This is a genomic window from Corynebacterium timonense (assembly GCF_900105305.1).
Classification (GTDB): Bacteria; Actinomycetota; Actinomycetes; order Mycobacteriales; family Mycobacteriaceae; genus Corynebacterium; species Corynebacterium timonense.
On the sequence record NZ_LT629765.1, the window covers coordinates 666,443 to 691,176 of the forward strand.

The window sequence follows — 24,734 nt, forward strand, 5'->3', positions numbered from 1 at the left end:
TCCGGGGTGCCGCGGGGTGGCGGACACAGCCGACGGCCCCGCGGTGTTACTTTCACGGCATGAAAAAATCCGTCGCCAGCGTCGGCCTTGTGTCCGCACTCGTCGTCTCGCTGTGCGCGTGCACGCCGAAGCCGCGGGACGCGGAGCCTGCCGCGGCGGATTTTCTCACTGCCCTGACCACGCAGGACTACGAGTCCCTCGCATCGCTTGTCGACGCCCCAGCCCCCGCCACCGACATCATTCGCCGCACGTGGGACGGCCTGCAGGCCGAGGGGGCGAGCGCCGAGATCGCGGAGGTGCGCCACCACGACAACGTGGCCACCGTGCGCTACCGGCTGGACTGGGACCTTCCGCGGGGGCGCGACTACGCCTACGACGCCACGATGACGCTCACAAAGACGGGCGAGGAATGGACGGTGCGCTGGCAGCCGTCCATTGTCAACCCTCGCCTGGGGGCGAGCCAGCACCTCGAGCTGCGGGCGAAGCCTGCGGATAAGGCGAGCGTTGTCTCCTCCGACGGCGTCGAGCTGATGGCGCCGGGTGTGGCCTACCGCGTCCTTGTGGACCCTGCTCAGGTGCGCGACGCGCAGGGCACAGCCCGCCGGGTGGTGGCCGCTCTCGACCGCGCGCGAGAGGTCGACCAGTCCGTCCCGCGCCGCGACGCGGAGGATCTGGAGGGGCAGATCCGTGGGGCGTCGGGAAGCTACTCGGTGGCCGTGGTGCCGGCGGCGGCGGTGGATGCCTTCCGCGCCGAGCTGGGGGAGGTGCCCGGGGTGCGGCTCAACGAGGAGGCGGCGATGGTGACCGCCGACCCGGGGTTCGCTCCCGACATCATGGCGCGCGTCGGGGAGCTGGTGCGCGACGACCTCGAGGGCGAACCGGGGTGGAGCATCAGTGTGGTCAACGAGAACGGCGCGGCGCTCGAGGAGCTCGAAGGAGAGGCGCCGAAGCCGTCGCCCGCGATTCGCGTGAGCTTGGATCACGCGGTGCAGCGCGCGGCGGAGCGGGCCCTCGAGCCGCTCGCGGGGCAGCAGGCGATGATTGTGGCGATTCGCCCGTCGACGGGCGGCGTCCTCGCCGTCGCGCAGACCCCGGCGGCGGACAAGGACGGAAACGTGGCGACGATGGGGCAGTACCCGCCGGGATCGACGTTCAAGATCATCACGGCGGCGGCGGGGCTCCAGCTGCAGGGGGTGGGGCCCGAGACCATCGTGCCGTGCCCGGGGACGATGGACATTTACGGCCGCGTGGTCACCAATTACGGCGGCTTTAGCCTCGGCAGCGTGCCGCTCGAGCGAGCGTTCGCGGCCTCCTGCAACACCACCTTCGCCGACATGTCGACGCGGCTTGAGCCGGGGCAGCTGAAAGACGTCGGCAAGCAATTCGGCCTGGGGATCGACCTGAGTATCCCGGGGCTGGAGACGATCACGGGCTCGATCCCCGGGGGAGAGGAGGCGCTCGACCGCACGGAGGCGGGGTACGGGCAGGGCCACGACCTCGCCAGCCCCTTCGGCATGGCGCTCGTCGCCGCGACCGCCGCACACGGGTCGATGCCCGTGCCCTACCTGCTTCCGGGCCAGGAGACCGAGGTGAGCGAGTCGGTCTCCGCCCCGGGTCCGGAGGTGATCGAGCAGCTGCAGCGCATGATGGCGGCGGTGACCGCGCCCGGCGGCACCGCCCCCGGGATGAGCGCGGGCGGCGACATTCGGGGCAAGACGGGCGAGGCGGAGATCGACGGCGGTTCGCACTCCTGGTTCACGGGCTATCGGGTCGACGACGACATCGCCTTTGCCACCCTCATCGTCCTCGGCGGCGGCTCGGACGCGGCGGTGGGCGTGACGGACCGGATGTTGCTCAACCTCGATCAGGCGCGCAACCCGGGCTAAGCGGCCGGGCCCGGCGGGGCTAGCATGTCCTGTATGAGCCACAGAGGATTGCTGGAACCAGGAACACCCACCCCCATCCGCACCGTGCCGAAGGGCATCGAACGCCCCGAGTACGCCTGGAAGGACGACGTCCAGGAAAACGTCGGCGAGCCTTATGTGCAGTCGGCCGAGACGATCGAGCGGATGCGCGCGACCTCGAAGATCGCCGCGAACGCCCTCGCCGTCGCGGGCGCGGCGGTGCGCCCCGGCGTGACCACCGACGAGATCGACCGGGTCGCGCACGAGTACATGCTCGACCACGGCGCGTACCCGTCGACGCTGGGCTACCGGGGTTACCCGAAGTCGTGCTGCGTGTCGCTCAACGAGATCGTCTGCCACGGAATCCCGGATACGACGGTGATTCAGGAAGGCGACATTGTCAACATCGACGTCACCGCCTACAAGGACGGCGTCCACGGGGACACCAACGCCACCTTCTTCGCCGGTGAGGTTGAGCAGCGCCACCGCGACCTCGTCGAGCGCACCTACAAGGCAACCATGCGGGGGATCAAGGCCGCCAAGCCGGGCCGCGAGATCAACGTTATCGGCCGCGTCATTGAGGCCTACGCCAAGCGCTTCGGCTACAACGTGGTCACCGACTTCACCGGCCATGGGGTCGGCCCGACCTTCCACAACGGCCTCGTTGTGCTGCACTTCGACTCGGACACGTACCGTGACGTCCTCGAGCCCGGCATGACGCTCACCGTCGAGCCGATGATTAACCTTGGCGCCCTGCCGTACCGCATCTGGGACGACGGCTGGACCGTGCAGAACCTCGACGGCGAGTACACTGCCCAGTTCGAGCACACCATCCTCATCACCGACACCGGCAACGAGATCCTCACCATCCCCGACGCCGAGCTCGCCGAGGGCATGCTGATGCGTGGCGACGCCTAAAAAACGCCCCCGGCTCCGTCCGATGCACGGGGTCGGGGGCGCGGGTCTGGGGGCTTAGAAGTTCAGGAGCCCGTTGACGTTGGCCCAGTTCAGGCCCGCGATGGTCAGGCCGACGACCGAGCCGATGAGGGCGACGACCGTGTAATCGATCCAGTAGCGCGCCCACTGCGGGACGTTCGCGTGGTGGGTCTGCTTACCGAAGGCGTCGACGCCGTAGAAGAGCTTGTCCGTGTCGTTGAAGAACTGCGACAGGCCCTGGCCGCTGGACAGGCCCTTGAAGCCGTCCTCGACCACGGAGCTGAACGGCTTGTCCTTGGTGCCGTCGGCCTTCTCGATCTCGCCGACGAAGATGGCGGGGCGGTCGTTGATAGCCTGGCCAGGCGTGGTCTTCTCGTTCGCCTCGGTCTGGGTGGGGGTCTCTGCCGAGGCGGTGGCCACGCCGCCGAGGGCGACGGTCAGGGCGGTGGCGCCGGCGGCTGCTGCGGTGCGGACGTTACGCATGGGTTCCTACTTTCGGGAAAAGACTGGAGTGGGGGGACGGGAGGGTCGGCTACCGCGAGAACGGGCCGTGGACGACGAAGTTGTACACCGGGGCGGCGAGGAGGCCCACAACGGAGGTGATGCTGGCAAGAATCGTGGTCGCGTACAGCAGCTGGGCCCACACGGGCTGCGAGGACAGGTCTGTCGAGGAGCCGAAGATCGCACGGCCGTCGGCGCCGGTCGGATTGCCGTCGTCGTCGTAGGCGCCGAGGGCGGCGCCGATCTGGGAGGACAGGGACGGGGAGGCGTCCTGGTCCGCCTCCGCGGAGGCGGCGGGGGCGGACCCGAGTGCCAGAGCGGTTGCGGTGGCGCCAGCGAGCACAGCCTGACGGAAAGTGCGCATGAGTGCGATCCTTACTGTTGAATTCTGAAAACAAGGACCGGGAAGGAATCCGGGTAGTAGCAGGGCACCTACCGTGCAACGGGCAGCGTTGCCGCCACGTTTTTTTTGGTCTGTGAGGCCCCACTAGCTGCCGTTACTATAGCGCAGCCATATAAATCCTGCCACGCACCCTGAATGATAATAGGGATAACCTGTGCTGCAGCTTTCCGTGGGTATCGTTTTACCTTCCCGGCACCTCAACGAAATCGAGGTCGAGGCCGAGGATCGCGTTCTCGGTCACCTCCGCGAGTGCCGGGTGGATCCAGTACTGCTTGCGGGGAAACTCGCGCAGGTCCAGGTCGTAGGCGAGGACGGTGATCATCTGCTGGATCAGCGTGGAGGCCTGCGGGCCCATGTAGTGCGCGCCGAGGAGGCGGCCGGTGCTTCGGTCGGCGACGAGCTTGACAATGCCAGTCGTGTCCTCGAGCGCCCACCCGTAGGCCACGTCGCCGTAGCGCTGCACCGCGACAGTGACGTCGTGGCCGGCGTCGCGCGCCTCGGCCTCGGTCAGGCCCACGGTGGCGATCTGCGGGTGGGTAAACACCGCGTAAGGCACGTTCTCGTGCGGCATGGGCACCATGGAGTCCGGGTGGAGGATGTTGTGGCGCACGGTCCGGGTTTCCGCGTTGGCCACGTGCTTGAGCTGGTAGGGGGAGGAGACGTCGCCCAATGCCCAGACGCCCTGGGCGGTGGTCCGGCCGTAGTCGTCGACGCGGATGCGGCCGTCGTCACGCATCTCGATGCCCGCCGCCTGAAGGTTGAGCTGGTCGCCGTTGGGGCGGCGGCCCATGGCCACGAGGAGAGCCTCGGAGGTGACCTGGGTGCCGTCGTCGAGCGTGAGCGTGACGGAATCCTCGGTGTGCGTCGCGGAGGCGACCGTGCGGCCAAGGTGCAGCTCGTAGGTGGAGGCGGCGATGTCGTTGAGGTGCTCGGAAAGGTCGCGGTCCAGGTGGCGCAGCAGCGGGGAGCGGTTGACAAGGCGCACCGTCGTGCCGAGGGACTGGAAGATGTGCGCGAACTCCATGGCGATGAACCCACCGCCGACGATGGTGAGGGATTCGGGCTGGCGGTCGAGGCGCATGATGTCGTCGCTGGTGTGGAAGGGCACGGCGCGCGCCCAGTCGGGCACGACGGCGCGGGAGCCGGCGGCAATGATGATGGTCTCGCCGGTGATGGTTTTCTCCACGCCGCCCTGCGCCGTGGCCAGGGTTTTCGGGCCGACGAAGGTGGCGTGGCCGTCGTAGACCGTCACGTTGGGGGAGCCGTCGCCGCGGCGGAACTCCTCGCCGCCCTGGGCGATGAGATCGATGCGCCTGTCAAAGACGCGTGTGACGATGCCCGGCCAGTCGGCCCCTGTGTACTCGACGTCGAGGTTGAGGCGGCTGGCGTGCTGGGCCTCGAAGGCGAGGTCGGCCGCCTTGACGTACATCTTGGTCGGGATGCAGCCAACGTTCATGCAGGTGCCACCGAAGCGGTTTTCCTCGATGATCGCGATGGATGCGTCGTCGAAGTCCGGGGTGGGGATGGAGTTGCCGGAGCCGGCGCCGAGGATGATGAGGTCGTAGTGGGCGTCGGCGCGTGCGGTCGAGTCAGTCATGAAAGTCCTGTCCTCCTTAGATAAAGCGTGGGGGGGATTAGTCCTGTGCGGGCAGCTCGCCGAGCCAGGAGTCAACGGCCGCGAAGGCGGCCTCGCGGGCGTGGGGTTCGCTGAGGAAGACGTCGTGAAGCGCGCCGTCGATGGGCACCACCGTGGCGTCGTCCGAGAGCGTGGGCGCCCACCGCTTGATCTGCTCGACGTCGAGGACCGTGTCTGCGGTGTCCGCGGCGGCCGAGTAGGGCTTGCCCAGGTAGGAGTGGGAGGAGCACACCGTCAGCGTGGGCACGCCGGTGTCGACCTCGCCCTTGTGCACGTGGCGCTGGCCCTGCATGACGGCACGCACCCAGCCGAGACGGGCCAGGTGGCCGGTGACGGGCTTTTTGTCAGTGTCGAAGTGCCACTGGCCGTGTTCGGTCGCCGAGACGGATTGCCCGTACGTCCCCGTGCCCGCCTTGGGCAGCCGAAGGGTGGGAACGTGCTTGCCCAGAAACAGGACGGGTGCGCGCAAGATCTTCACCAGAACCGGCGGGAACTGAAGGTCCAGCCACGGGCTATTGAGGATGAGCCCCTGGAGCGCGGAGTGCGCCTCGGGGTCGTTGCGGCGCAGCGCGTCCATCCACAGCGGCACGATCAGCCCTCCCGTCGAGTGGGCGAGAGGAACCACGCTGCCGTGCTTGCCGGCGATCAGGCTGAGCGCGGTGGTGAGTTCGGGAAAGTACTCCGCGAGGTCGGTGGTGTAGTGCCAGTACTCGCCCGCGTGGCGCGAGCGGCCGCAACGGCGCAGGTCGATGGCGTAGAAGGCGTACCCGGCGGCCTGGTAATGCTGGGCCACGTGCTTCTGGAAGAAGTAATCCGACATGCCGTGGACCCAGAGGATCGCCGGTTGCTCCGTCGCCTCGTCCGGGAGCGCGCGCACGAGGGTGGCCCGCTCGGTGCCCGCCTCGGGGTCGTCGACAGGCAGCTCAGCGGACTCGAAGCCCTCGCCGAGGATGTCGTCGTGCCACGGGAGGTTCTCAAGAGTTAAGGACGCGGGCGTAGCATTATCTCTCATGCCGTCGATGGTAGGGCATGTTTGCGTATCGACGCCCACCTAGCGGTCTGTTGCTAGCCGCCTGACCGAGGGGCGTAGAGTGTAATGGCAAGTCGATGTGAGTGAGCGCACTAGTGGCGCCTGCCACACGGCGGGGACGCTCACGAACCGGTCGGCCCCACGAAACTGAGCACAGAGACCGCACTGACACGAATAAGCCACGAATAAGCGAAAAGGGTTGAACGGATGTCTGAAGAACAAGGCAAGAACTTGAACGGCGAGGTTGATGTCCTGCTTATCGGTGCAGGCATCATGAGCGCGACTCTCAGCGCGATGCTCCGGGAGCTGGAACCGGACTGGTCCCAGGCCATCTTCGAGCGCCTCGACAGTGCCGCCGAGGAGTCCAGCTACCCCCTGAACAACGCGGGCACCGGCCACTCCGCACTGTGCGAGCTGAATTACACGCCGGAGAAGAACGGCCGCGTTGACGTCTCCAAGGCGATGGCGATCAACGAAAAGTTCCAACTCGCCCGCCAGTTCTGGTCCCACCAGGTGGAAAGCGGCCTGCTGACGGACCCCCAGGACTTCATCAACCCCGTCCCCCACGTCTCCTTCGGGCAGGGCGACGACCAGATCGATTACCTGCGCCGCCGCTACGAGAAGCTCTCGGCGAACCACATGTTCCCGAACATGAAGTTCACCTCGGACCAGGACGAATTCGCCGAGAAGCTGCCGCTCATGGCCCGGGGCCGCGACTTCGACTCGGAGCCCGTCGCCATCTCCTGGATCGACGAGGGCACCGACATTAACTACGGCGCGCTGACGAAGAAGTTCATCGACACGGCCGAAGAAAAGGGCACCATCGTGCGCTACGGCCACGAGGTGGTCAACATCAAGCGCGACGGCACCAAGTGGAAGGTGACCGTGCGCAACGTCCACACCGGCGACAAGCAGGTTGTCCACGCCTCCTTCGTGTTCGTCGGCGCCGGCGGCTACGCGCTCGACCTGCTGCGCAAGGCGCGCGTGCCCGAGGTGCGCGGCTACGCCGGCTTCCCCATCTCCGGCCTGTGGCTGCGCACTACCAACCAGGAGCTGGTGGAGCAGCACCAGGCGAAGGTCTACGGCAAGGCCAAGGTGGGCGCGCCGCCGATGTCCGTGCCGCACTTGGACCTGCGCGTCATCGACGGTGAGCAGTCACTTCTGTTCGGCCCCTACGGCGGCTGGAGCCCGAAGTTCCTCAAGAAGGGCTCCTACCTTGACCTGTTCACCTCGATCCGCCCGGACAACATCCCCTCCTACCTCGGCGTGGCCGCCACCAACCTCGACTTGGTGAAGTACCTCGTCTCCGAGGTGTTCAAGGACTTCGACGGCCGCCTCGACGCGCTGCGCGAGTACTACCCTGAGGTCAACGGCAAGGACTGGGACACCGTCGTGGCGGGCCAGCGCGTCCAGGTGATCAAGCCGGCTGCCGTGCCTACCTTCGGCACCCTCGAGTTCGGCACCGCCCTGGTCAACGACCAAGACGGCACCATCGCCGGCATCCTCGGCGCCTCCCCGGGCGCCTCGATCACCCCGGCCGCGATGCTCGAGCTGCTCGAGCGCTGCTTCGGCGAGCACATGATTGAGTGGTCCGACAAGCTCCACGAGATGTTCCCCACGTACGGTGTCTCCCTCAAGCGCGACGCCGACGCCTTCCAGAAGCAGTGGGAGTGGACCCAGAAGACCCTCGGCCTTGAGGAGGCCTCCGAAGGTTCCGAGGCCAGCCAGGACGTTTAGGTGCCGCAGTAGGTGGCGAAGGGCTCTTCGTCACCTTCCGGCCGGGCCATCCATTCCGGCCCAGCCTGCGGGTTGAACGGGTCGGTCACCGCCGTGAGGAGTTCGGTGTACGGCCCGTAGTCGCCGTCACGCTCGACCGCCGTGAGGGCGCTGTCGAGCATCCGGTTGCGGGGGATGAAGATGGGCCCGCCGCTTTCCCGGTTGAACGTTGTGATGTCGGCGGCCTCGCCAATGCCCTCCGCACCGGCGAAGTGGCGCTCCCAATAGTGGTCCCAGCGCTGTTGAATCGTGCCCAGCACCGCCTCCGCCTCGCTGCGCTCCATGACCCCGAGCAGCGCCTCGGCGAGGCGCGCCAGGTTCCAGGCGATGATGTTCGGCTGGTTGCCGAACGCATAGCGCCCGCCGGTGTCCACGGAGGAAAAGGACGCCGACCCTGTGAATCGCTCGGTGAAGGCGCACGGGCCGTAGTCGATGGTCTCGCCCGACAGGGCGGTGTTGTCGGTGTTCATCACCCCGTGGACGAAGCCGATGCGCATCCATCGCACCACCAGCTCCAGCTGCCGGTCGAGCACGTCGCGCAGTAACTGCGCCGGGGAATCGGCGCCCGCCGCGCCGACCACTTTGTTCACTAGCTCGGTCGACTGTGTGGCGGCGAATTGCACCGTGCCCACTCGCAGGTGCGAGCGCGCCACCCGCGCCACGATGCCGCCGGGTACTGCGCCTTGGCGCCGGAGCACCGTCGCCCCCGTGTCGAGGACCGCCAGCGAACGCGTCGTCGGCACCCCAATGGCGTGCATGAACTCGCTGACGAGATACTCGCGCAGCATCGGGCCGATCGCCCCCATCCCGTCCGACCCGGGCCGCGAGAACGGGGTCGGGCCCGAGCCTTTCAGCTGGATCTCCCGGCCGGCGATGTCGCCGAGGAGCAGGGCTCGGCCGTCGCCAAGCAGGGGCACGAACTGGCCGAACTGGTGCCCGGCGTACGCAATGGCGTGGCCGCCCCCGGCGCCGGTGAGCCACGCCGTGCCGTCCGGCGTGCGCAGCCAGTCGGGGTCGAGGCCGAGCTCGCGCGCGAGCGGCTCGTTGAGCACGACGAGGCGCGGGTTGGGGAAGTCCGCGCCGCGCGCCTCGCGGACGAGCTCGGGAAGCGCCTCGGCGAAGGCGTGGCTGAGTGTGGGCCGTGCGGAGGTGTTCATGCTGCCACCCTAGACTTGATTCCTATGACTCATGGGAAGGTAACGCTCGTCGGAGGGGGCCCGGGCGACTGGGACCTGCTCACCATTCGGGGGCTGCGCGCGCTCGAGGCCGCCGACGTCATCCTCACCGACCACCTCGGCCCCGCCGCCGAGCTGGGGGAGTTCCTCGACACCTCGGGCACGGTGCTTATCGACGTCTCCAAGCTGCCCTACGGCAAACAAGTCGCGCAGGAGCGCATCAACGAGTTGATCATCGACAACGCCCTGGCTGGCCGCGCGGTCGTGCGCCTCAAGGGCGGCGACCCTTACGTCTTCGGCCGCGGCTTCGAGGAGCTGCAGGCCTGCGCCGCCGCGGGCCTGGAGTGCGAGGTCGTGCCGGGGGTGACCAGCGCCGTCTCCGTCCCGGCGGCCGCCGGGGTGCCGGTGACGCAGCGCGGGGTGACGCACTCGTTCACGGTCGTGTCGGGCCACCTGCCGCCCGGGCACGAAAAGTCGCTGGTGGACTGGACCGCCCTTGCGCGCGCCGGCGGCACGATCGTGGTCATCATGGGCGTGCGCAACGCCCGCGCCATCACCGACGCGCTCGTTGGGGGCGGGCTTGCCGGGGACACCCCGGCGGCCGTGATCCAGGACGGGCACACCCGCCGCCAACGCGCGTTCGTGGCCACGCTCGCCGGCCTCGCCGACACGATGGAGCGCGAGGCCGTGGGCTCCCCGGCCGTCTACGTCATCGGGGAGGTGGCCGGCCTTGCGAGCGCTTGACCGGCTGATTCTGGGCACCGCCGGGGAACTGGCGGGGACCGTCCTCGTGTGCGAGGACCCCACGGGCGAGCTGACCTCCTCGGCCGTCGCGTCGGGGGCGCGGGTTGTTCTGCTCGACGGCGACTACTCCCGGTGCCAGCGGGCGGCGGCGCTCGGCGCCGACGTCGCCGGGGACGCGCGCCTCGACGAGTACCTCGCGGGCTCCTCCGGTTCCGCGGTGGCGGTGGGCGAAATGCCGAAGTCGCTCGCGCGCCTGGACTACCTCGCGCGCTCGATCGCGGGCGCCGGCTTTTCGTCCGTGCGCCTGGTCCTCGGAGCGAACAACAAGCACCTGGCGCGCTCGATGAACGCCGTGCTCGCCGAATCCTTCGCCGCGGTCGCGGCGTCGCGCGGGCGGGGCAAGTTCCGTTGCCTTGTCGCCTCGGGCCCGCGGCCGGTGGCCTACGAACCGGCGCGGGGCGATGGCCTCGTCGCCGTCGGCGGCGTGTTCTCCGGCACCACCCCCGACCACGGCGGTGAACTACTGCGCTCGGCGCTGCCGAACGAGCTGGGGCGCTTCCTCGACCTCGGGTGCGGCAACGGCTCCGTCTCCCGGGGCCTGCCGGGCTCCATCATGGCCACGGACTCCTCCGCCGACGCGGTGCTCTCCGCCCGCGCCATCGGCCTCGACGCCACATGGGACGATGCTGGATCGCGGTTTGCCTCCGGTTCCTTCGACACCATCGCGCTCAACCCCCCGTTCCACGAGGGGACCACCGTCGACGCGACGCTAGCGCTGCCGCTGCTCGACGCCGCCCGCCGCCTCCTCGCCCCCGGAGGTGCGCTCTACATGGTGCACAACTCCCACCTGCGCTACCGCGGCGAGGTGGAGAAGCGTTTCGGCAGCGTCGACGAAATCGCCCGCAACCGCCGCTATACAGTGCTGCGCGCTAGCTGACGCGCCGGGGGCCGCGATGGTTCAAGATGTAGTCGCCCAGGTAGGGCTGGGCAAATGAAACCGCGCCCCAGCCGGCCGGTGTGATCAAGTCTCGTTCGATGAGTTTGGCGCGGGTATCGCTCAGGCTCGTGAGCGGCCGGCCCAGCGCCTCGGCCAGCGCGGCGCCGGCGACGTCGTGTCCGCCGAGGCGCGCCAGCGCGTCGAGGTACTCGCGTTGGCGGGGAGGGACGTCGCGAAGCGAAGGCTGATGCACCTGCGTGCCCAGGCGGTCGATGGCCTCCGGTCGCGCCGCCTCGACCACCTCCGTGGTGATGCTCTCACCCGCGTTCTCCCAGGCCAGGTAGCCGATCAGCTGCACCAGGTACGGGTAGCCGCGCGTGAAGCGAGCGGCGGCCGCGGCGGCGTCCTCGGTGAAGGGTCTCCCGGATTCGGCCGCGGTGAGGGTGAGGGTGCGGGTGGCGTCGTCAAGCGTGAGCGGTCCAAGCTCGTAATGGCGAGCCCGGCGGAGGAAGGTTGCGCCGGGCAGGTCCAGGAGGCGGTTGACGCCGCGGGTGAGGCCGGCCATGGCGAGGGCGATCTCGGCATCGTCGCGCACGAGGTCCTGGTAGGCGACGGCGATCTGGGCAAGGTCGTCCGGGTCCGCGTCCTGCACCTCGTCGAGGGTGATCAGCACCCCGGTCTGGATTTCTCGTAGCAGCTCGCGCAGCCGGGTAATCAGGCGCGGCACCGGGGAGTGATCGGTGAGTTCGGCGCGTATCGAGCCGAGCCCGGCCACCGACACCCCCGTCACCTTCCGATCCGGCTGGGGGTCAAGCCGTTCCAGCGTCTCCGGGATGGTGGAGTTCGTCAGGGTCTCCGCCATGCCCTCGCGCCCCGACGCGCGCAAGACGACCCAGCCGCGGGCGGCGGCGATGTCTTCGAGCTCCGTGAGTAGCACCGTTTTGCCGATGCCCCTGGAACCAGAAACGATGATACTGCGGTGAGGGTCACCCGGGCCGTTGTCGAGGGCGCGGCCGAACTCCACCAGGACGGCCTCGCGGCCGGCCCACACGCGGGGGCTGGCGCCGAAGGTGGGGCGGAAGGGGTTGTTCATGGGGGTAGTGTAGCGCCTTTGTAGCGATGTAGGTTGATAAATTGATAAATCGGTCGGGTTGATAAATTGATAAATCAGGCGGGTGCTGGGGTGGTGCGGTGTGGCAAACCCCGATGTTGGACGCTTCGAGGCTTAAACCCCGACTTTGGGTGCTTGATGCTTAAACCCCGATGTTGGACGCTTTGAGGCCTCAACCCCGACCTTGGGTGCTTGAGGCTTAAACCCCGACTTTGGGTGCCTGAGGGCTTAAACCCCGACTTTCAAACCCCGACCTATCGCCAAACCCTGTTGCCCCCGCGATTCCCGACGGCGATAAGTCGGGGTTTAAAAGTCGGGGTTTGCGCGCCGCTCTCCGCTGACCGCGCCGCTCTCCGCTGACCGCGCCGTACCCGGCTGGCCGCGCCGTATCCGGCTGACCGCGCCATATCCGGCTGACCGCGCCATACCCGGCTGACCGCGCGGGAACCGAACCGCCCCGGCAGCCGTCTAAACCGGTATGGGCATAGATCGGAGGAACCAGGCTGAGGTGGCCCGACAGCGGGCGAGACGGGCAGAACTTTGCGCCGGGATCATCGATACCCGGCAGCTCACCCACGACCGCGCTCGGCACGAGGGAGGGCCGTCGCGTGTCCAGCTGTCGCCACAGCTGTACTACCCGGCGGAACTGTGGGAGGCGCTGCCGGGCCACGAGCGCCGGCTGCTCCTGGCCTGCGCCGCCGGCAGGAACAACAGAAAGACGTCGCTGATCGGGCGCTCCGCTGCCCGCGTGGGGGGAATGTGGGTGGTGGCGCTGACGGAAGAGAGGGTGGAATTGGCGATGCCGGGGGCGAGCCTCGGACCGTCTGTCCGGAAGAACCCCGGGTACAAGGCGTACCACTTCAACCTTCACCAGAGTGAGACGTACGAATCGGATGGCTACCGGGCCACCCGCCTGACCCGGACCGCCATCGATATCGCCCGCCTCCACGGATTCGCCGAGGGGCTGGTCGCCTTCGACTGGCTGCTGCGCTCGGGTGGGACGAAGCGGGACGTCGAGCGCGAAGTTCGTCGGATGGGCCGGTTCAAAGGGGTGCGGACGGTCCGGCGCTGCCTCCGCCACGCCACCGCCCTGTCCGAGTCGCCCTTTGAGTCCCTCGCCCGTGCGCTGCTCATCGAGGCGGGACTGAACCCGCAGCCCCAGTACAGCATCGGCGCCTACAGGGCGGACCTGTGCATCGGTGGGTGGCTGCTGATCGAGATCGACGGCGACAGCAAGTACGAGACGGACACCGCGGAGGTCATCAAGCGCGAAAACGACAGGAAGAAGCGCATCGAGAACCAGGGCTACACAATCATGCGCTACCGGCCGAAGGAGCTGCTCGCACACCCGGCCACGTTCATCGCCGAGGTCACAGCCGCTCTACACCACCAGCGTCAGCTGGGAGCCTGACATCTCCACGGCGAACCCCGCCTCTGAGGCCACTGCAGCGACCTCAGCGGCGGAGGAACAGGACGGCCCCGAGGCCAACGCGCGCGCTAGCTCGCCTTTGTACTGCTTGTTGAAGTGGCTGACCACCTTGCGCGCCCCGCCCACCTCTGTCTCCACGCGCACGGTCGCCGCACCTGGCACGGGGCCCAGTGAGTGGTAGGCCCCGGATCGCATGTCCACGATGAAGCCCAGCTCGGAGAGTACTTCGCTTATCGACGCCCCCCAGCGCGCCTTCATCGTCGGTACCGAACCGTCCCGGGCGGGCAGCTTGGATCCGCCGGACAGGCGGTAGCGGGGAATCAGGTCGGTGGCGCGGACCACGCCGAACAGGGCGGAACCGATGGCGAGGCGGGACAGCGCCGAGGTGTCGAGGGTGGCGGGGGAAAGGGCGTCGTATAGCACGCCCGTGTAGCGATGGATGGCGGGCATCGTCGGGGCCTGACGCAGCGACGTGTTCTCGGCGGCCTCGGCGCGCTTCGACGCCGGGATGTTCAGCGTGGCCATCATGTCGTCGACGGGCAGGGCGACAAGGTCGTCCATGATCTCTTCCCTGATGGGGTTAAGAGAGGGAAACGACAGCGTCATGGGGTCGGCGTCCCCGCCGGCGGCTTTGGTCTCGGAAGGCGGGAGCAGGATGAGCATGTCGTACACCCTAGCGCTAAGATGTCCGCCATGATTACACGCCTTTCCGAGCTGTTCCTGCGCACGTTGCGCGAAGATCCGGCGGACGCCGAAGTGCCCTCCCACAAGCTTCTGGTGCGCGCCGGCTACGTGCGCCGCGCGGCCCCCGGCGTGTATTCCTGGCTGCCGCTGGGCCTGCGTACGCTGCGCAAGATCGAGGGCGTCGTGCGCGAGGAGATGGACCGGATGGGTGCCCAGGAGCTGCTGTTCCCGGCGCTGTTGCCCCGCGAGCCCTACGAAGCCACCAACCGGTGGGCGGAGTACGGCGACGACCTGTTCCGGCTCAAGGACCGCAAGGGCGCCGACATGCTGCTCGGGCCGACGCACGAGGAGATGTTCACGGCGACGGTCAAGGACCTGTACTCCTCGTACAAGGATTTCCCGGTCACGCTGTACCAGATTCAGACGAAGTACCGCGACGAGGCGCGCCCCCGCGCCGGGATCCTGCGCGGGCGTGAGTTTGTGATGAAGGATTCGTACTCTTTCGACATGTCCGACGCCGGGCTCGACGAGTCCTACGCCAAGCACCGCGCCGCCTACCAGCGCATCTTCGACCGCGTGGGTATCCACTACGAGATCTGCAAGGCGACCTCGGGGGCGATGGGCGGCTCCGCCTCCGAGGAGTTCCTCGCGTACTCTGACAACGGCGAGGACACCTTTGTCGTCTCCACCGCGGGGGACTTCGCGGCGAACGTCGAGGCCGTGGTCACGGTCGCCCCGCCGGAGCGTTCCATCGAGGGCCAGCCTGAGGCGCAGGAGTACGTCACGCCGCGCTCCGAGACTATCGAGGCGCTCGTCGAGTGGGCCAACCGCGAGGGCGTGCTTATCGACGACCGGCCTGCCGCCGCCGGAGACACCCTCAAATGCATGGTGATTAAGGTCAACGACCCCCGCGCCCTCACCGAGGACGGCGACCCCGTCGGACCCCAGCTGGCCGCCGTGCTCATCCCGGGCGACAGGGAGCTCGACGAAAAGCGCCTCGAGGCCTCCCTGGAGCCGGCCACGTTCGAGCTGGCGAGCGAGGACGATTTCGCCCGGCACGACTTCCTGGTGAAGGGCTACGTGGGCCCACGCGCGCTGGCGGCGAACGGTGTGAGGATCTACGCCGACCCGCGCGTGGTCACGGGTACCAGCTGGATTACGGGCGCTGACGCGCACGAACGCCACGTTGTGGGCCTGGTCGCCGGGCGTGATTTCGAGGTGGACGGATACATCGAGGCGGCGGAGATCCGCGAGGGTGACCCCTCTCCCAGCGGCAACGGGACCGTCAAGCTCGCGCGCGGCATCGAGCTGGGACACATTTTCCAGCTTGGGCGCAAGTACACCGAGGCGATGGACGTACAGATCCTCGACGAGAACGGCAAGCGTGCCACCCCGACGATGGGTTCCTACGGAATCGGTATCTCGCGCATGATGGCGGTTGTGGCGGAGCAGCGCCACGACGAGAAGGGCCTCGTGTGGCCGGCGGCGATTGCGCCCTTCCATGTGCACGTCGCCGTGGCCAACAAGGACGCCGCCGCGCTGGAGGCGGGCGAGCACCTTGTGGAGGAGCTCAGCGCCGCCGGCGTCGAGGTTCTCTTCGATGACCGCCCGAAGGTCTCCCCGGGCGTGAAATTCAAGGACGCGGAGCTTCTGGGGATGCCCTACATCGTGATCCTGGGTCGCGCTTTCTCCGAGGGGAAGGTGGAGCTGCGCATCCGCGGCGGCGAGACTCTCGAGGTGGCGGCCGCGGAGGTCGTCGAGAAGCTGCGCGGCCTTCTCGCCGAGGACCTCTAGACTCGTTGCGCGTGCGCCGCGAACGCGATCGCGGCCTCGCGCCACGGGGCCGACGTCGCGGCGGCCGCCGTCTCGCGCCAGTGGGAGACGAGGGCGGAGTCGAGGCTGTCGACGAGGGCCGCGGCGCTCGCCGCATCGGTCGGCTGCTCGCCCGCGGGCAGCTCGTAGCCGGGCGCGGCAGCAGGCACCTCGCCCGTCGGGTGCAGCAACCGCACGAGGGCGAAGCGGCGCTGACCGGCGGCCGCGCGCAGCTCGTCAATGCGCGCGCCGGTTGCGTCGTCGCTGAACGCGAGGGCGACGCCGAGCGCGTAATCGAGGGCGTACTCGTGGGCGAGCATGTCGCGCGCAGCGGCGAGGTCGGCCTTGTCTGTGACCTCAGGCGCGAGCAGGTCGACGGGTTCGGTGGCGGTGATGTCGATGGCCTGGGCGACGACGAGGTCGACGGATTCCGCGGGCACCGCTCCCGCCGCTTGCGCGCCCGCGGCGGGAGCGGCGTGGGCAAGGGCCGCGACGTTGGCGACGCCTGCCGCCTCGCCGGCGCCGCGTTCGACGGCGCAGGACTGCGGCGGCGCGCCCACCTCGTCCGTGCCGCACAGCCGGGTGATCTCCCCGTAGAGTTGCTCGGCCTGCTCCGCGCGCAGGCCCGCGGCGGGGGCACCGCCGAGGGCCGCCGCGTCCGCCTCGGCCTGCTGGGCGAGTGTCAGGATCTCCCCGTTCGGGCGCGGGCCCAGCAGCGAGCACGATGCGAGGACCAGGCAGGCAGGCAGCAGCGCAAGGCGGGAGAACTTCACCCGCCACACCGTACACGATAGGCTGTTGCGCATGGCATTTCCCGGAGTCGAGACCCTCACCGAGCTGATCCGCCCCGTCGCAGAGAGAAGGGGCATGGATATCGAAGACATTCGCACGGTCAAGGCCGGCAAGAAGTCCCAGGTCGTGGTCTCCCTCGACTCCGATGCGCGCCCCACGCTCGACGAACTCGAGGCGGCATCGAACGAGATCAGCGAGCTCTTCGACGCCCACGAGGCCGCCGGGGAGATCAACTTCGGCGCCGGCTACACCCTCGAGGTGACCACCCCGGGTGTGGACCTCCCGCTCACGCAGCCGCGACACTGGCGCCGCAACCGGGGACGAAAAGTCCTCGTGGGTGAGTCCGCCTACCGCATCGGTGCGCTCGACGAGGACGAGCGCACCGTGGTTCTCATTGCGTCCGGTGGGAAGGAGCCGACAGTGGAGCTGCGCGCCGTTTCCGATCTCGCGGGAGCGGTGGTAGAAGTTGAATTCAGCAATCCGCCGGCCGGGGAGACTGAGCTGGCGGGCAAGTCGTTCGACGAGGCCGCCCGCGCGGCCTCCCATGGAGAGGGAGAATAAGTGAATATCGACATGCGCGCGCTGCGCACTATCGAGCAGCAGCACGGCATCACGGTCGAGGACCTGCTGACCACGATCGCCGAGGCGCTGCTGTGGGCCTACCGCGACAACCGCGACACCCCGCCCGCGGCGAACGAAAAGGCGCGGATTGACATCGACACCGACACCGGCGACGTCGCTGTCATGCTGAGCACGGTCGATGAGGAAGGCGCCGTCGTTTCCGAGGACGACGTCACCCCCGTCAACTTCTCCCGGGTGGGCGCGCTCGCGGTGCGTGATGCGATCCTGCGTCGCATGAAGCAGGCCGAGGCGGGCCGCGCCTTCTCCGCGTACTCCGACTTTGAAGGCACGGTCGTCTCTGGGGTTGTCCAGCGCGACGTCACCGCCGAGTCGCGCGGCATCATCGTCGTGCAGCTCGGCACCGAGCAGGACCCGCAGGACGGTATTCTGCTGCCGGCCGAGCAGATCCCGGGGGAGCGCCTCCAGCACGGCGATCGCGTCAAGGCCTATGTCGTGGGAGTGAATAAGAGCGACCGGAAGGTCCAGGTCCACCTGTCGCGCACCCACCCCGAGCTCGTGCGCGGCCTGTTCGCCCTCGAGGTACCCGAGGTAGCGGACGGCACGGTCGAGATCGTCTCCATCGCGCGCGAAGCCGGCCACCGCTCGAAGATCGCGGTGCGCAGCACCGTCAAGGGCGTCAATTCGAAGGGGGCGTGCATCGGTCCGCGGGGCGCGCGCGTTTCGTCGGTGATGCGCGAGCTCGGCGGGGAGAAGATTGACATCATCGACTACTCCGACGACCCCGCCCAGTACGTCGGCAATTCTCTGGCGCCCTCGAAGGTCGTGCGCGTCGAGGTGTTGGACCGGCAGGCGCAGCAGGCAAAGGTGACGGTGCCGGACTACCAGCTCTCGCTCGCCATTGGCAGGGAGGGGCAGAACGCCCGGCTCGCAGCGCGGCTGACGGGGTGGAAGATCGACATTCACTCCGACGCGGCGGAGTAGGCGCGGGCGGGGCCCTGGGCGGGGTGCGAGGCGTCGATACGCGCGCTGAGCGGGCAAGTACAAAATCACCGGAAAGTGGCGTAGAGTTTACTATGGCTTAAAACACGCTGACCACGTTGGCGTGGGTGAGTAATCGAGCGGGGCGCTGCGAGGCGCATCCCGGGAAAGGACGCGGATGGGTTCACGCGCACGGCACGACGCGTCGCGCACGACACCTGTTCGGACCCGGACCTGCATTGCCACCCGCCGCGCGGCGCACGACTCGCAGCTTCTGCGCGTCGTCGCGGACCCCGCGGGGTCCAACCGGGTTCTGGCGGACCCGACGCGCTCCCTGCCCGGCAGGGGCGCCTGGATCACTCCGACGTGGGAGGCGTTTGAGCTGGCGGAGAACAAGCGGGCGTTTGCTCGCGCACTCCGCATGTCCACCCCGGTGGACTTAGGTCATGTACGGACGTACCTCGCGGAACACGCGGGAGACCCACACGAAGTAAGGAAGACCGAACACTGATGAGTACGCAACCATGAAGCAGCATCAGCGATGAAAGTCATTGACCATACCTAGGGGTCAGTAGCCTGGACGGGCCGCTGCCTCCTAGCACAAACCAAGAGGAGACACGTGCCCGGAAAGCTACGCGTTCACGAACTGGCAAAACAGCTCGGTGTAACAAGTAAAGAACTGCTCGCCACTCTCAAGGAGCAGGGCGAGTTTGTGAAGACGGCGTCGTCCACCATCGAACCGCCGGTGGTGAAGAAGATGAGGGAGTTCTACGGCGACACGTCGGGCCAGGGCTCCGCGGAAGGCAAGGAGCGCAAGCAGGCCCCAAAGCCCGGTGCGCCGAAACCCGGCGCCGCAGCGCCGAAGCCCGGCGCCCCCGCGCCCAGTGCCGCAGCGCCGAAGACCGGCGCCCCGAAGCCTGGCGCTCCCAAGCCTGGTGCTGCGAAGCCTGGCGCTCCCAAGCCCGGTGCTGCGAAGCCTGGCGCTCCCAAGCCCGGTGCGCCCTCCGCCGGCGCCGCCGCGCCGAAGCCCGGCGCCCCGAAGCCTGGTGTTGCGAAGCCTGGTGCTCCGAAACCCGCAGCAGCGCCGAAGTCTGGCGCCGCTAAGCCTGGCGCTCCGACGCCGGGCTCGATGCCTCGCCCGGTGCCCAAGCCCGGTGGCCGTCCCCGTGTGGCCAACAACCCCTTCTCGTCCAACACCGGTGGCCCGCGCCCCGCACCGCGCCCAGGCGGCGCTAGCGGCGGGCGTGGCCGCGGTGGCCAGGGCGGTTCCCAGGGGGGACCCCGTCCCGGCGGTCAGGGACAGCGCCCAGCGCCGCGGCCGGGTTCGGGTTCGGGCTCGGGGCGTCGCCCCACGCCGGCTGACATGGCGCCGAACCCGGCGCAGATGCCGGCGAAGGCTGCAGGCGCCGGCCGCGGCGGCCGTGGCGGCCAAGGCGGGGGCCGCGGGCGCGGCCCCGGCGGCCCCGGTGGCGGTTTCCGCGGGCGCGGCGGGCGCCGCGGCGGCACCGCTGGAGCGTTTGGTCGTCCCGGTGGCGCGCCCGGTCGCGGCCGCAAGTCGAAGCGGCAGAAGCGGCACGAGTACGAGGAGATGCACGCACCGAACGTCGTGGGCGGCGTGCGTCTTCCCGACGGCGGCGGCAAGACCGTCCGCCTGCGCCAGGGCGCGACGCTGAGCGACTTCGCGGAGAAGATCGGGACTGACGCATCGAACCTCGTCCAGGCGCTGTTCAACCTGGGCGAGATGGTCACCGCAACGCAGTCGGTGCCGGAGGAGACCCTCCAGATCCTGGGTGCGGAGATCAACTACGAAGTCAAGATCGTCTCCCCGGAGGACGAGGACCGCGAGCTGCTCGAGTCCTTCGACCTGCAGTTCGGCGAGGACGAAGGCGGCGACGAGGACCTCGAGTACCGCCCTCCGGTGGTCTCGGTCATGGGCCACGTCGACCACGGTAAGACGCGCCTGCTGGACTCGATCCGCCGCTCCAACGTCGGGTCGGGCGAGGCCGGCGGCATCACCCAGGGGATCGGTGCGTACCAGACCACCGTCGCCCTGGAGGACCAGCCGCGCCGGATTACCTTCCTGGACACCCCGGGCCACGAGGCGTTTACCGCCATGCGTGCCCGCGGTGCGAAGTCGACGGACTTGGCCATCCTCGTGGTCGCCGCCGACGACGGCGTCATGCCCCAGACCGTTGAGGCGATCAACCACGCCAAGGCGGCGGACCTGCCGATCGTGGTCGCCGTGAACAAGGTGGATAAGCCGGAGGCCCAGCCGGACAAGATCCGCGGTCAGCTGACCGAGTACGGGCTCGTGCCGGAGGAGTACGGCGGAGACACCATGTTCATCGACATCTCTGCGAAGCAGGGCACGGGTATCGACGACCTCCTCGAGGCCGTCCTGCTCACCGCGGACGCGGCCCTTGACCTGCGCGCGAACCCGGACATGGACGCCCAGGGCATTGCGATCGAGTCGAACCTCGACCGCGGCCGCGGCCCCGTCTCCACGGTCATCGTGCAGCGCGGCACGCTGCGCGTCGGCGACTCCATCGTCGTCGGCGGCAACTACGGCCGCGTGCGCCGCATGGTCGACGAGTGGGGCAACGACGTCGAGGAGGCGGGCCCGTCCCGCCCGGTCCAGGTGCAGGGCCTCAACGGCGTGCCCGGCCCCGGCGACAACCTGCTCGTCGTCGACGACGACCGCGTCGCTCGCCAGATCGCCGCGCAGCGCGACGCTCGCATGCGCTCGGCGATGCAGGCACGCACGAAGAAGCGCGTCTCCCTGGAGAACCTGGACCAGGCGCTCAAGGAGACGAGCCAGCTCAACCTCATCCTCAAGGGCGACAACGCCGGTTCGGTGGAGGCCCTCGAGGAGGCGCTGCTCAAGATCGAGGTCGACGACGAGGTCGAGGTCAACATCATCGACCGCGGCGTCGGCGCTGTGACGCAGACCAACGTCGTGCTCGCTGCCGCGTCGGATGCCGTCATCGTCGCGTTCAACGTTCGCGCCGAGGGCAAGGCAACCGAGGAAGCGAACAACGAGGGCGTGGAGATCCGCTACTACTCGGTGATCTACAAGGTCATCGAGGACGTCGAGAGCGCGCTGAAGGGCATGCTCAAGCCCATCTACGAGGAGCGCGACCTCGGCACGGCGGAGATCCGCCAGATCTTCAAGGCCTCCGCGGTCGGCCTCATCGCCGGGTGCATGGTCACCGACGGCAAGGTGCGCCGCAACGCGAAATGCCGCCTGGTGCGCGACGGCAACGTCATCACCCCCGACGCGACGATCGACTCGCTGCGGCGGGAGAAGGACGACGTCACCGAAGTGGACAAGGGCTACGAGTGCGGCATGGTGCTGTCCTACCCGGACATCCAGGTCGGCGACGAGATCCAGGTCTACGAGACCGTTGAGGTGCCGCGCACCTAGCGGGCGTCGATAAGCAAGCAGCAAGCATGGCTCCGCCCCCTCGGGAGCTGACACCGAGGGGGCGGAGCCTCGCCTGTGTCGGGGGGCGTGCGGGGTCGCTGTAGGATGACGGGGAACCGAATTCGCCCGTGCAATAAGGAGATGAGATGGCTGAGAACCCTCGTGCACAACGTTTGGCCAAGCGCATCCAGGAGATCGTCGCCCGGGCGATCGAACGCCAGGTCAAGGACCGCCGCCTCGAGCTGGTCACCATCACCGATGCGCGCCTGACGGGCGACCTCCAAGACGCCACCGTGTACTACACCGTGCGGGGCCGCGACATCAACGACGAGCCCGACTACGATCAGGCGGCTGAGGCTTTGCACCGGGCGCGCGGACAGCTGCGCAAGATCGTCGGCGACGAGCTCGGGGTGCGTTTCACTCCGACCCTCGCCTTCGAGCAAGATACGGTGCCCGAAGCCTCGGCCCGGATGGAGGAGCTGTTGAGCCGGGCCCGGGAGCGCGACGCGGAGCTGGCCAAGCTGCGCGCGAACGCCACCCCGGCCGGCGAGGGCAACCCGTACAAGACAACGGACATCTAACGTGGCAGGACATTTGCAGGGGGTGCTCTTCCCAGAGCACACGGCCGAGTTCGCCGAGGTCGCGCAGGTGCTCGGCGGCGCGCGCTCCGTCGCCGTGGTCGGCCACATCCGGCCTGACGCGGACGCGCTCGGTTCCGCGTGCGGCTTGGCCGCAGGCCTGCGCACCCTGGGCACCGACGCGAGCGTTGTCATCGGCCAGCCCTTCCCGCACCAGCCCAACCTGGACTCGGTGCCCGGTGTCGGAGAGGTCACCTACACGGACCGGTTGCCCGAGACGGACCTCGTAGTCACCGTCGACTGCGCCTCCGCCGACCGGACGGGCGCGTTCGCCCCGCAGATTATGGCGGACCCGCACCGGGTGGTTGTCGTTGACCATCACGAGACCAACCCCGGGTTTGGCGGTCACAACCTCGTCGTCATTGGGGAGTCGACGACCATGCTCGTGCGCGAGCTGTTCGTGCACCTCGGCGTCGTGGTGGACACGGCGATGGCGCATTGCCTCTACGCCGGTCTGGTCACCGACACGGGCAACTTCCGGTGGGGCACCCAGCGGATGCACGTCATGGCCGCAGAGCTTCTGGGCTTCGGGCTGGACACGCGCGAGATCGCGCTGCGGCTGATGGACGCGATGAGCGCGCGCGACATGCTGCTGCTCGGCGGTGTGCTCGCGGGAATGGAGCACCACGAGGTGCGCGGCCGCAGGGTTTGTGTGTTCACCATCGGGGTCGAGGTCCTGAGGGAGATGAGCCAGCAGGCGGTCGAAGCGGTCATCGACTACGCCCGGGCGATTGAGCTTTGCGACGTCGGGGTGGTGCTCAAGGAGCAGGCCCCCCGCTATTGGAATGTGTCCCTGCGCTCGAGCACCGTCGACGTCTCGCGGGTCGCGCAGCGCCTCGGCGGGGGAGGGCACGTCCCGGCCGCGGGGCTAAGCGCCTCGGGTGCGCGCGACGACGTGGTGAGGCGGATTCTCAAGGAGGTCTGATGAACAGCGACGTGAGCGCTCGTCGCATCCTCGCGCTCGCGCTGCCGGCGCTCGGCGTCCTCGCCGCGAACCCCCTCTACCTGCAGTTGGACACCGCGGTGGTGGGTCGGCTGGGCACGGACGAGCTGGCGGCGCTGGCCGCCGGCGCGGCGGTCCAGTCGATCGTGACCACGCAGCTGACGTTTTTGTCCTACGGCACGACGGCGCGGGCGGCGCGCCTCTACGGCTCCGGCAACCGGGCAGCAGCCGTTGCCGAAGGCGTGCAGGCCTCGTGGGTGGCCAGCGTCGTGGGCGTGGTGCTCGCGGTGCTCGTCGTCGCCCTGGCGCGCCCGCTCGCGCTGTTTCTCACCAACGACGCAGCGACGGCTGCTCAGGCGGTGCCGTGGATGCGCGTCGCCGCAGTAGGGATCCCTCTGACGCTGCTCATCATGGCAGGCAACGGGTGGCTCCGGGCTGTGCAGAACACCCGTGTGCCCCTCGTGCTCACGTTGTGTGGCGTCGTCCCGGGCGCGGTGCTGCTGCCGCTTCTTGTTGCGCGTTACGGGCTGGTCGGGTCGGCGGTGGCCAACGTGGTCGGCGTGGGCATCACGGCGAGCCTTTTCCTTGCCGCTTTGGTGCGGGAGCACGACGGGCCGTGGGGGCCGCGGTGGACCGTCATCCGCAGCCAGCTCGTGCTCGGGCGCGACCTCATCCTGCGCTCCCTGTCGTTTCAGGTGTCGCTGCTCGCGGCGGCGGTGGTGGCCGCGCGTGTCAGCGTGGCGACGCTCGCCGCGCACCAGGTGTTGCTCCAGCTGTGGAACTTCCTCACCCTCGTCCTCGATTCCCTGGCCATCGCCGCGCAGGCGCTCACGGGGGCGGCACTCGGGGAGGGGAGAGTGGAACGGGCGCGCGAGGTGGGCGCGCGGTGCATCGCTTACTCGCTGCTGTTCGCGTGCGCCCTCGCGGGGGTGTTTGCTCTCTTCGGTGGGCCCATCCGCGGCATCTTTACGCAGGACGGCGCCGTGCTCGGCGAGCTCGTTGTGCCGTGGTGGCTGCTCATCGCCATGATCATCGTTGGCGGCGTGGTGTTCGCGCTCGACGGTGTGCTTTTGGGAGCAGGAGACGCAGCGTTTTTGCGCACGCTCACCATGTCGGCGGTGCTGCTGGGCGCGTTGCCCCTCATCGGTCTGTCCTCCGTCACGGGCTGGGGCCTGGTGGGCATCTGGGTGGGCCAGCTGGCCGCGATTCTCATCCGCCTGGCCGGGGTGGTGCAGCGCTTCCGGTCGATGAAGTGGGCGCGCACCGGCGCCGCCTAAAGGTCTGCGGCGGGAGTGCTGT

At 68.7% G+C, this 24,734-nt stretch carries 22 protein-coding genes; 14 read left to right on the forward strand and 8 right to left on the reverse strand.

Going from position 1 to position 24,734, the window contains the following annotated elements:
- Window positions 1-59: 59 nt before the first annotated feature.
- Both BLT81_RS03230 and map read left to right on the forward strand, forming a co-directional pair.
- The gene (locus BLT81_RS03230; RefSeq protein WP_019192986.1) at window positions 60-1,886 is read left to right on the forward strand and encodes a penicillin-binding transpeptidase domain-containing protein; all 1,827 of its coding nucleotides are present in this window, start codon (window positions 60-62) and stop codon (window positions 1,884-1,886) included.
- Window positions 1,887-1,919: 33 nt separating this feature from the next.
- Entirely contained in the window at window positions 1,920-2,822 is a 903-nt protein-coding gene (gene map, locus BLT81_RS03235; RefSeq protein WP_081582806.1) for a type I methionyl aminopeptidase, read from the forward strand.
- Between the two features lie 54 nt (window positions 2,823-2,876).
- Here the strand turns inward: map and BLT81_RS03240 are convergent, their stop codons facing one another.
- The 4 genes from BLT81_RS03240 to BLT81_RS03255 all read right to left on the reverse strand — a co-directional run bounded on the left by BLT81_RS03240 (window position 2,877) and on the right by BLT81_RS03255 (window position 6,392).
- Entirely contained in the window at window positions 2,877-3,323 is a 447-nt protein-coding gene (locus BLT81_RS03240; protein WP_019192984.1) for a hypothetical protein, read from the reverse strand.
- 49 nt (window positions 3,324-3,372) lie between these two features.
- Window positions 3,373-3,705 carry a hypothetical protein gene (locus BLT81_RS03245; protein WP_019192983.1) on the reverse strand — a complete coding sequence of 111 codons (333 nt, stop codon included), beginning with the start codon at window positions 3,703-3,705 and terminating at the stop codon, window positions 3,373-3,375.
- Window positions 3,706-3,925: 220 nt separating this feature from the next.
- The gene (gene mtr / locus BLT81_RS03250) at window positions 3,926-5,341 is read right to left on the reverse strand and encodes a mycothione reductase (RefSeq protein ID WP_019192982.1); all 1,416 of its coding nucleotides are present in this window, start codon (window positions 5,339-5,341) and stop codon (window positions 3,926-3,928) included.
- A gap of 37 nt (window positions 5,342-5,378) precedes the next feature.
- Window positions 5,379-6,392, reverse strand: a complete 1,014-nt coding sequence (locus BLT81_RS03255) for an alpha/beta hydrolase (protein WP_019192981.1) — start codon at window positions 6,390-6,392, stop codon at window positions 5,379-5,381.
- Between the two features lie 225 nt (window positions 6,393-6,617).
- On the opposite strand from BLT81_RS03255, the gene mqo reads away from it, so the two are divergent.
- The gene (gene mqo / locus BLT81_RS03260) at window positions 6,618-8,147 is read left to right on the forward strand and encodes a malate dehydrogenase (quinone) (RefSeq protein ID WP_019192980.1); all 1,530 of its coding nucleotides are present in this window, start codon (window positions 6,618-6,620) and stop codon (window positions 8,145-8,147) included.
- On the opposite strand, the gene BLT81_RS03265 is transcribed toward mqo, so the two are convergent.
- Window positions 8,144-9,343 (reverse strand): protein adenylyltransferase SelO family protein, encoded by a 1,200-nt coding sequence (locus BLT81_RS03265; RefSeq protein WP_019192979.1) that lies wholly within the window; start codon window positions 9,341-9,343, stop codon window positions 8,144-8,146. The two genes, mqo and BLT81_RS03265, sit on opposite strands and share 4 nt — an antisense overlap.
- A gap of 24 nt (window positions 9,344-9,367) precedes the next feature.
- Here BLT81_RS03265 and cobA point away from each other — a divergent pair, with 24 nt between their 5' ends.
- Window positions 9,368-10,105 carry a uroporphyrinogen-III C-methyltransferase gene (cobA, locus tag BLT81_RS03270; protein WP_019192978.1) on the forward strand — a complete coding sequence of 246 codons (738 nt, stop codon included), beginning with the start codon at window positions 9,368-9,370 and terminating at the stop codon, window positions 10,103-10,105.
- A complete protein-coding gene (locus BLT81_RS03275) occupies window positions 10,092-11,042 on the forward strand; it encodes a class I SAM-dependent methyltransferase (protein ID WP_019192977.1) in 951 nt (316 codons plus the stop codon). The genes cobA and BLT81_RS03275 overlap by 14 nt, the downstream gene beginning before the upstream one ends.
- Here BLT81_RS03275 and BLT81_RS03280 read toward each other — a convergent pair.
- Window positions 11,035-12,135, reverse strand: coding sequence for an ATP-binding protein (locus tag BLT81_RS03280; RefSeq protein WP_019192976.1), 1,101 nt, complete (start codon window positions 12,133-12,135; stop codon window positions 11,035-11,037). The two genes, BLT81_RS03275 and BLT81_RS03280, sit on opposite strands and share 8 nt — an antisense overlap.
- A gap of 526 nt (window positions 12,136-12,661) precedes the next feature.
- Between BLT81_RS03280 and BLT81_RS03285 the strand changes: the two genes are divergently transcribed.
- Window positions 12,662-13,564 (forward strand): endonuclease domain-containing protein, encoded by a 903-nt coding sequence (locus BLT81_RS03285; RefSeq protein WP_051011404.1) that lies wholly within the window; start codon window positions 12,662-12,664, stop codon window positions 13,562-13,564.
- Here the strand turns inward: BLT81_RS03285 and yaaA are convergent.
- Window positions 13,535-14,245: a peroxide stress protein YaaA gene (gene yaaA, locus BLT81_RS03290; protein WP_040420749.1), complete on the reverse strand. Its 711-nt coding sequence runs from the start codon at window positions 14,243-14,245 to the stop codon at window positions 13,535-13,537. The two genes, BLT81_RS03285 and yaaA, sit on opposite strands and share 30 nt — an antisense overlap.
- A gap of 30 nt (window positions 14,246-14,275) precedes the next feature.
- Between yaaA and BLT81_RS03295 the strand changes: the two genes are divergently transcribed.
- Window positions 14,276-16,060, forward strand: coding sequence for a proline--tRNA ligase (locus BLT81_RS03295; RefSeq protein ID WP_040420621.1), 1,785 nt, complete (start codon window positions 14,276-14,278; stop codon window positions 16,058-16,060).
- Here BLT81_RS03295 and BLT81_RS03300 read toward each other — a convergent pair.
- Window positions 16,057-16,851 (reverse strand): DUF4439 domain-containing protein, encoded by a 795-nt coding sequence (locus BLT81_RS03300; protein WP_019192972.1) that lies wholly within the window; start codon window positions 16,849-16,851, stop codon window positions 16,057-16,059. The two genes, BLT81_RS03295 and BLT81_RS03300, sit on opposite strands and share 4 nt — an antisense overlap.
- Before the next feature lie 31 nt (window positions 16,852-16,882).
- On the opposite strand from BLT81_RS03300, the gene rimP reads away from it, so the two are divergent.
- From rimP to BLT81_RS03335, 7 genes are all read left to right on the forward strand, one after another.
- Window positions 16,883-17,431, forward strand: a complete 549-nt coding sequence (gene rimP, locus BLT81_RS03305; RefSeq protein ID WP_019192971.1) for a ribosome maturation factor RimP — start codon at window positions 16,883-16,885, stop codon at window positions 17,429-17,431.
- A complete protein-coding gene (nusA, locus tag BLT81_RS03310) occupies window positions 17,432-18,433 on the forward strand; it encodes a transcription termination factor NusA (protein WP_019192970.1) in 1,002 nt (333 codons plus the stop codon).
- A gap of 175 nt (window positions 18,434-18,608) precedes the next feature.
- The gene (locus BLT81_RS03315) at window positions 18,609-18,941 is read left to right on the forward strand and encodes a YlxR family protein (protein WP_019192969.1); all 333 of its coding nucleotides are present in this window, start codon (window positions 18,609-18,611) and stop codon (window positions 18,939-18,941) included.
- A 108-nt stretch (window positions 18,942-19,049) separates the two neighbouring features.
- Window positions 19,050-21,854 carry a translation initiation factor IF-2 gene (gene infB / locus BLT81_RS03320; protein WP_083337244.1) on the forward strand — a complete coding sequence of 935 codons (2,805 nt, stop codon included), beginning with the start codon at window positions 19,050-19,052 and terminating at the stop codon, window positions 21,852-21,854.
- A 146-nt stretch (window positions 21,855-22,000) separates the two neighbouring features.
- Window positions 22,001-22,435, forward strand: coding sequence for a 30S ribosome-binding factor RbfA (gene rbfA, locus BLT81_RS03325; RefSeq protein WP_040420619.1), 435 nt, complete (start codon window positions 22,001-22,003; stop codon window positions 22,433-22,435).
- A 1-nt stretch (window position 22,436) separates the two neighbouring features.
- Window positions 22,437-23,417, forward strand: a complete 981-nt coding sequence (locus BLT81_RS03330) for a DHH family phosphoesterase (RefSeq protein WP_231286553.1) — start codon at window positions 22,437-22,439, stop codon at window positions 23,415-23,417.
- A complete protein-coding gene (locus BLT81_RS03335; RefSeq protein ID WP_019192965.1) occupies window positions 23,417-24,712 on the forward strand; it encodes an MATE family efflux transporter in 1,296 nt (431 codons plus the stop codon). The genes BLT81_RS03330 and BLT81_RS03335 overlap by 1 nt, the downstream gene beginning before the upstream one ends.
- Window positions 24,713-24,734 lie beyond the last annotated feature (22 nt).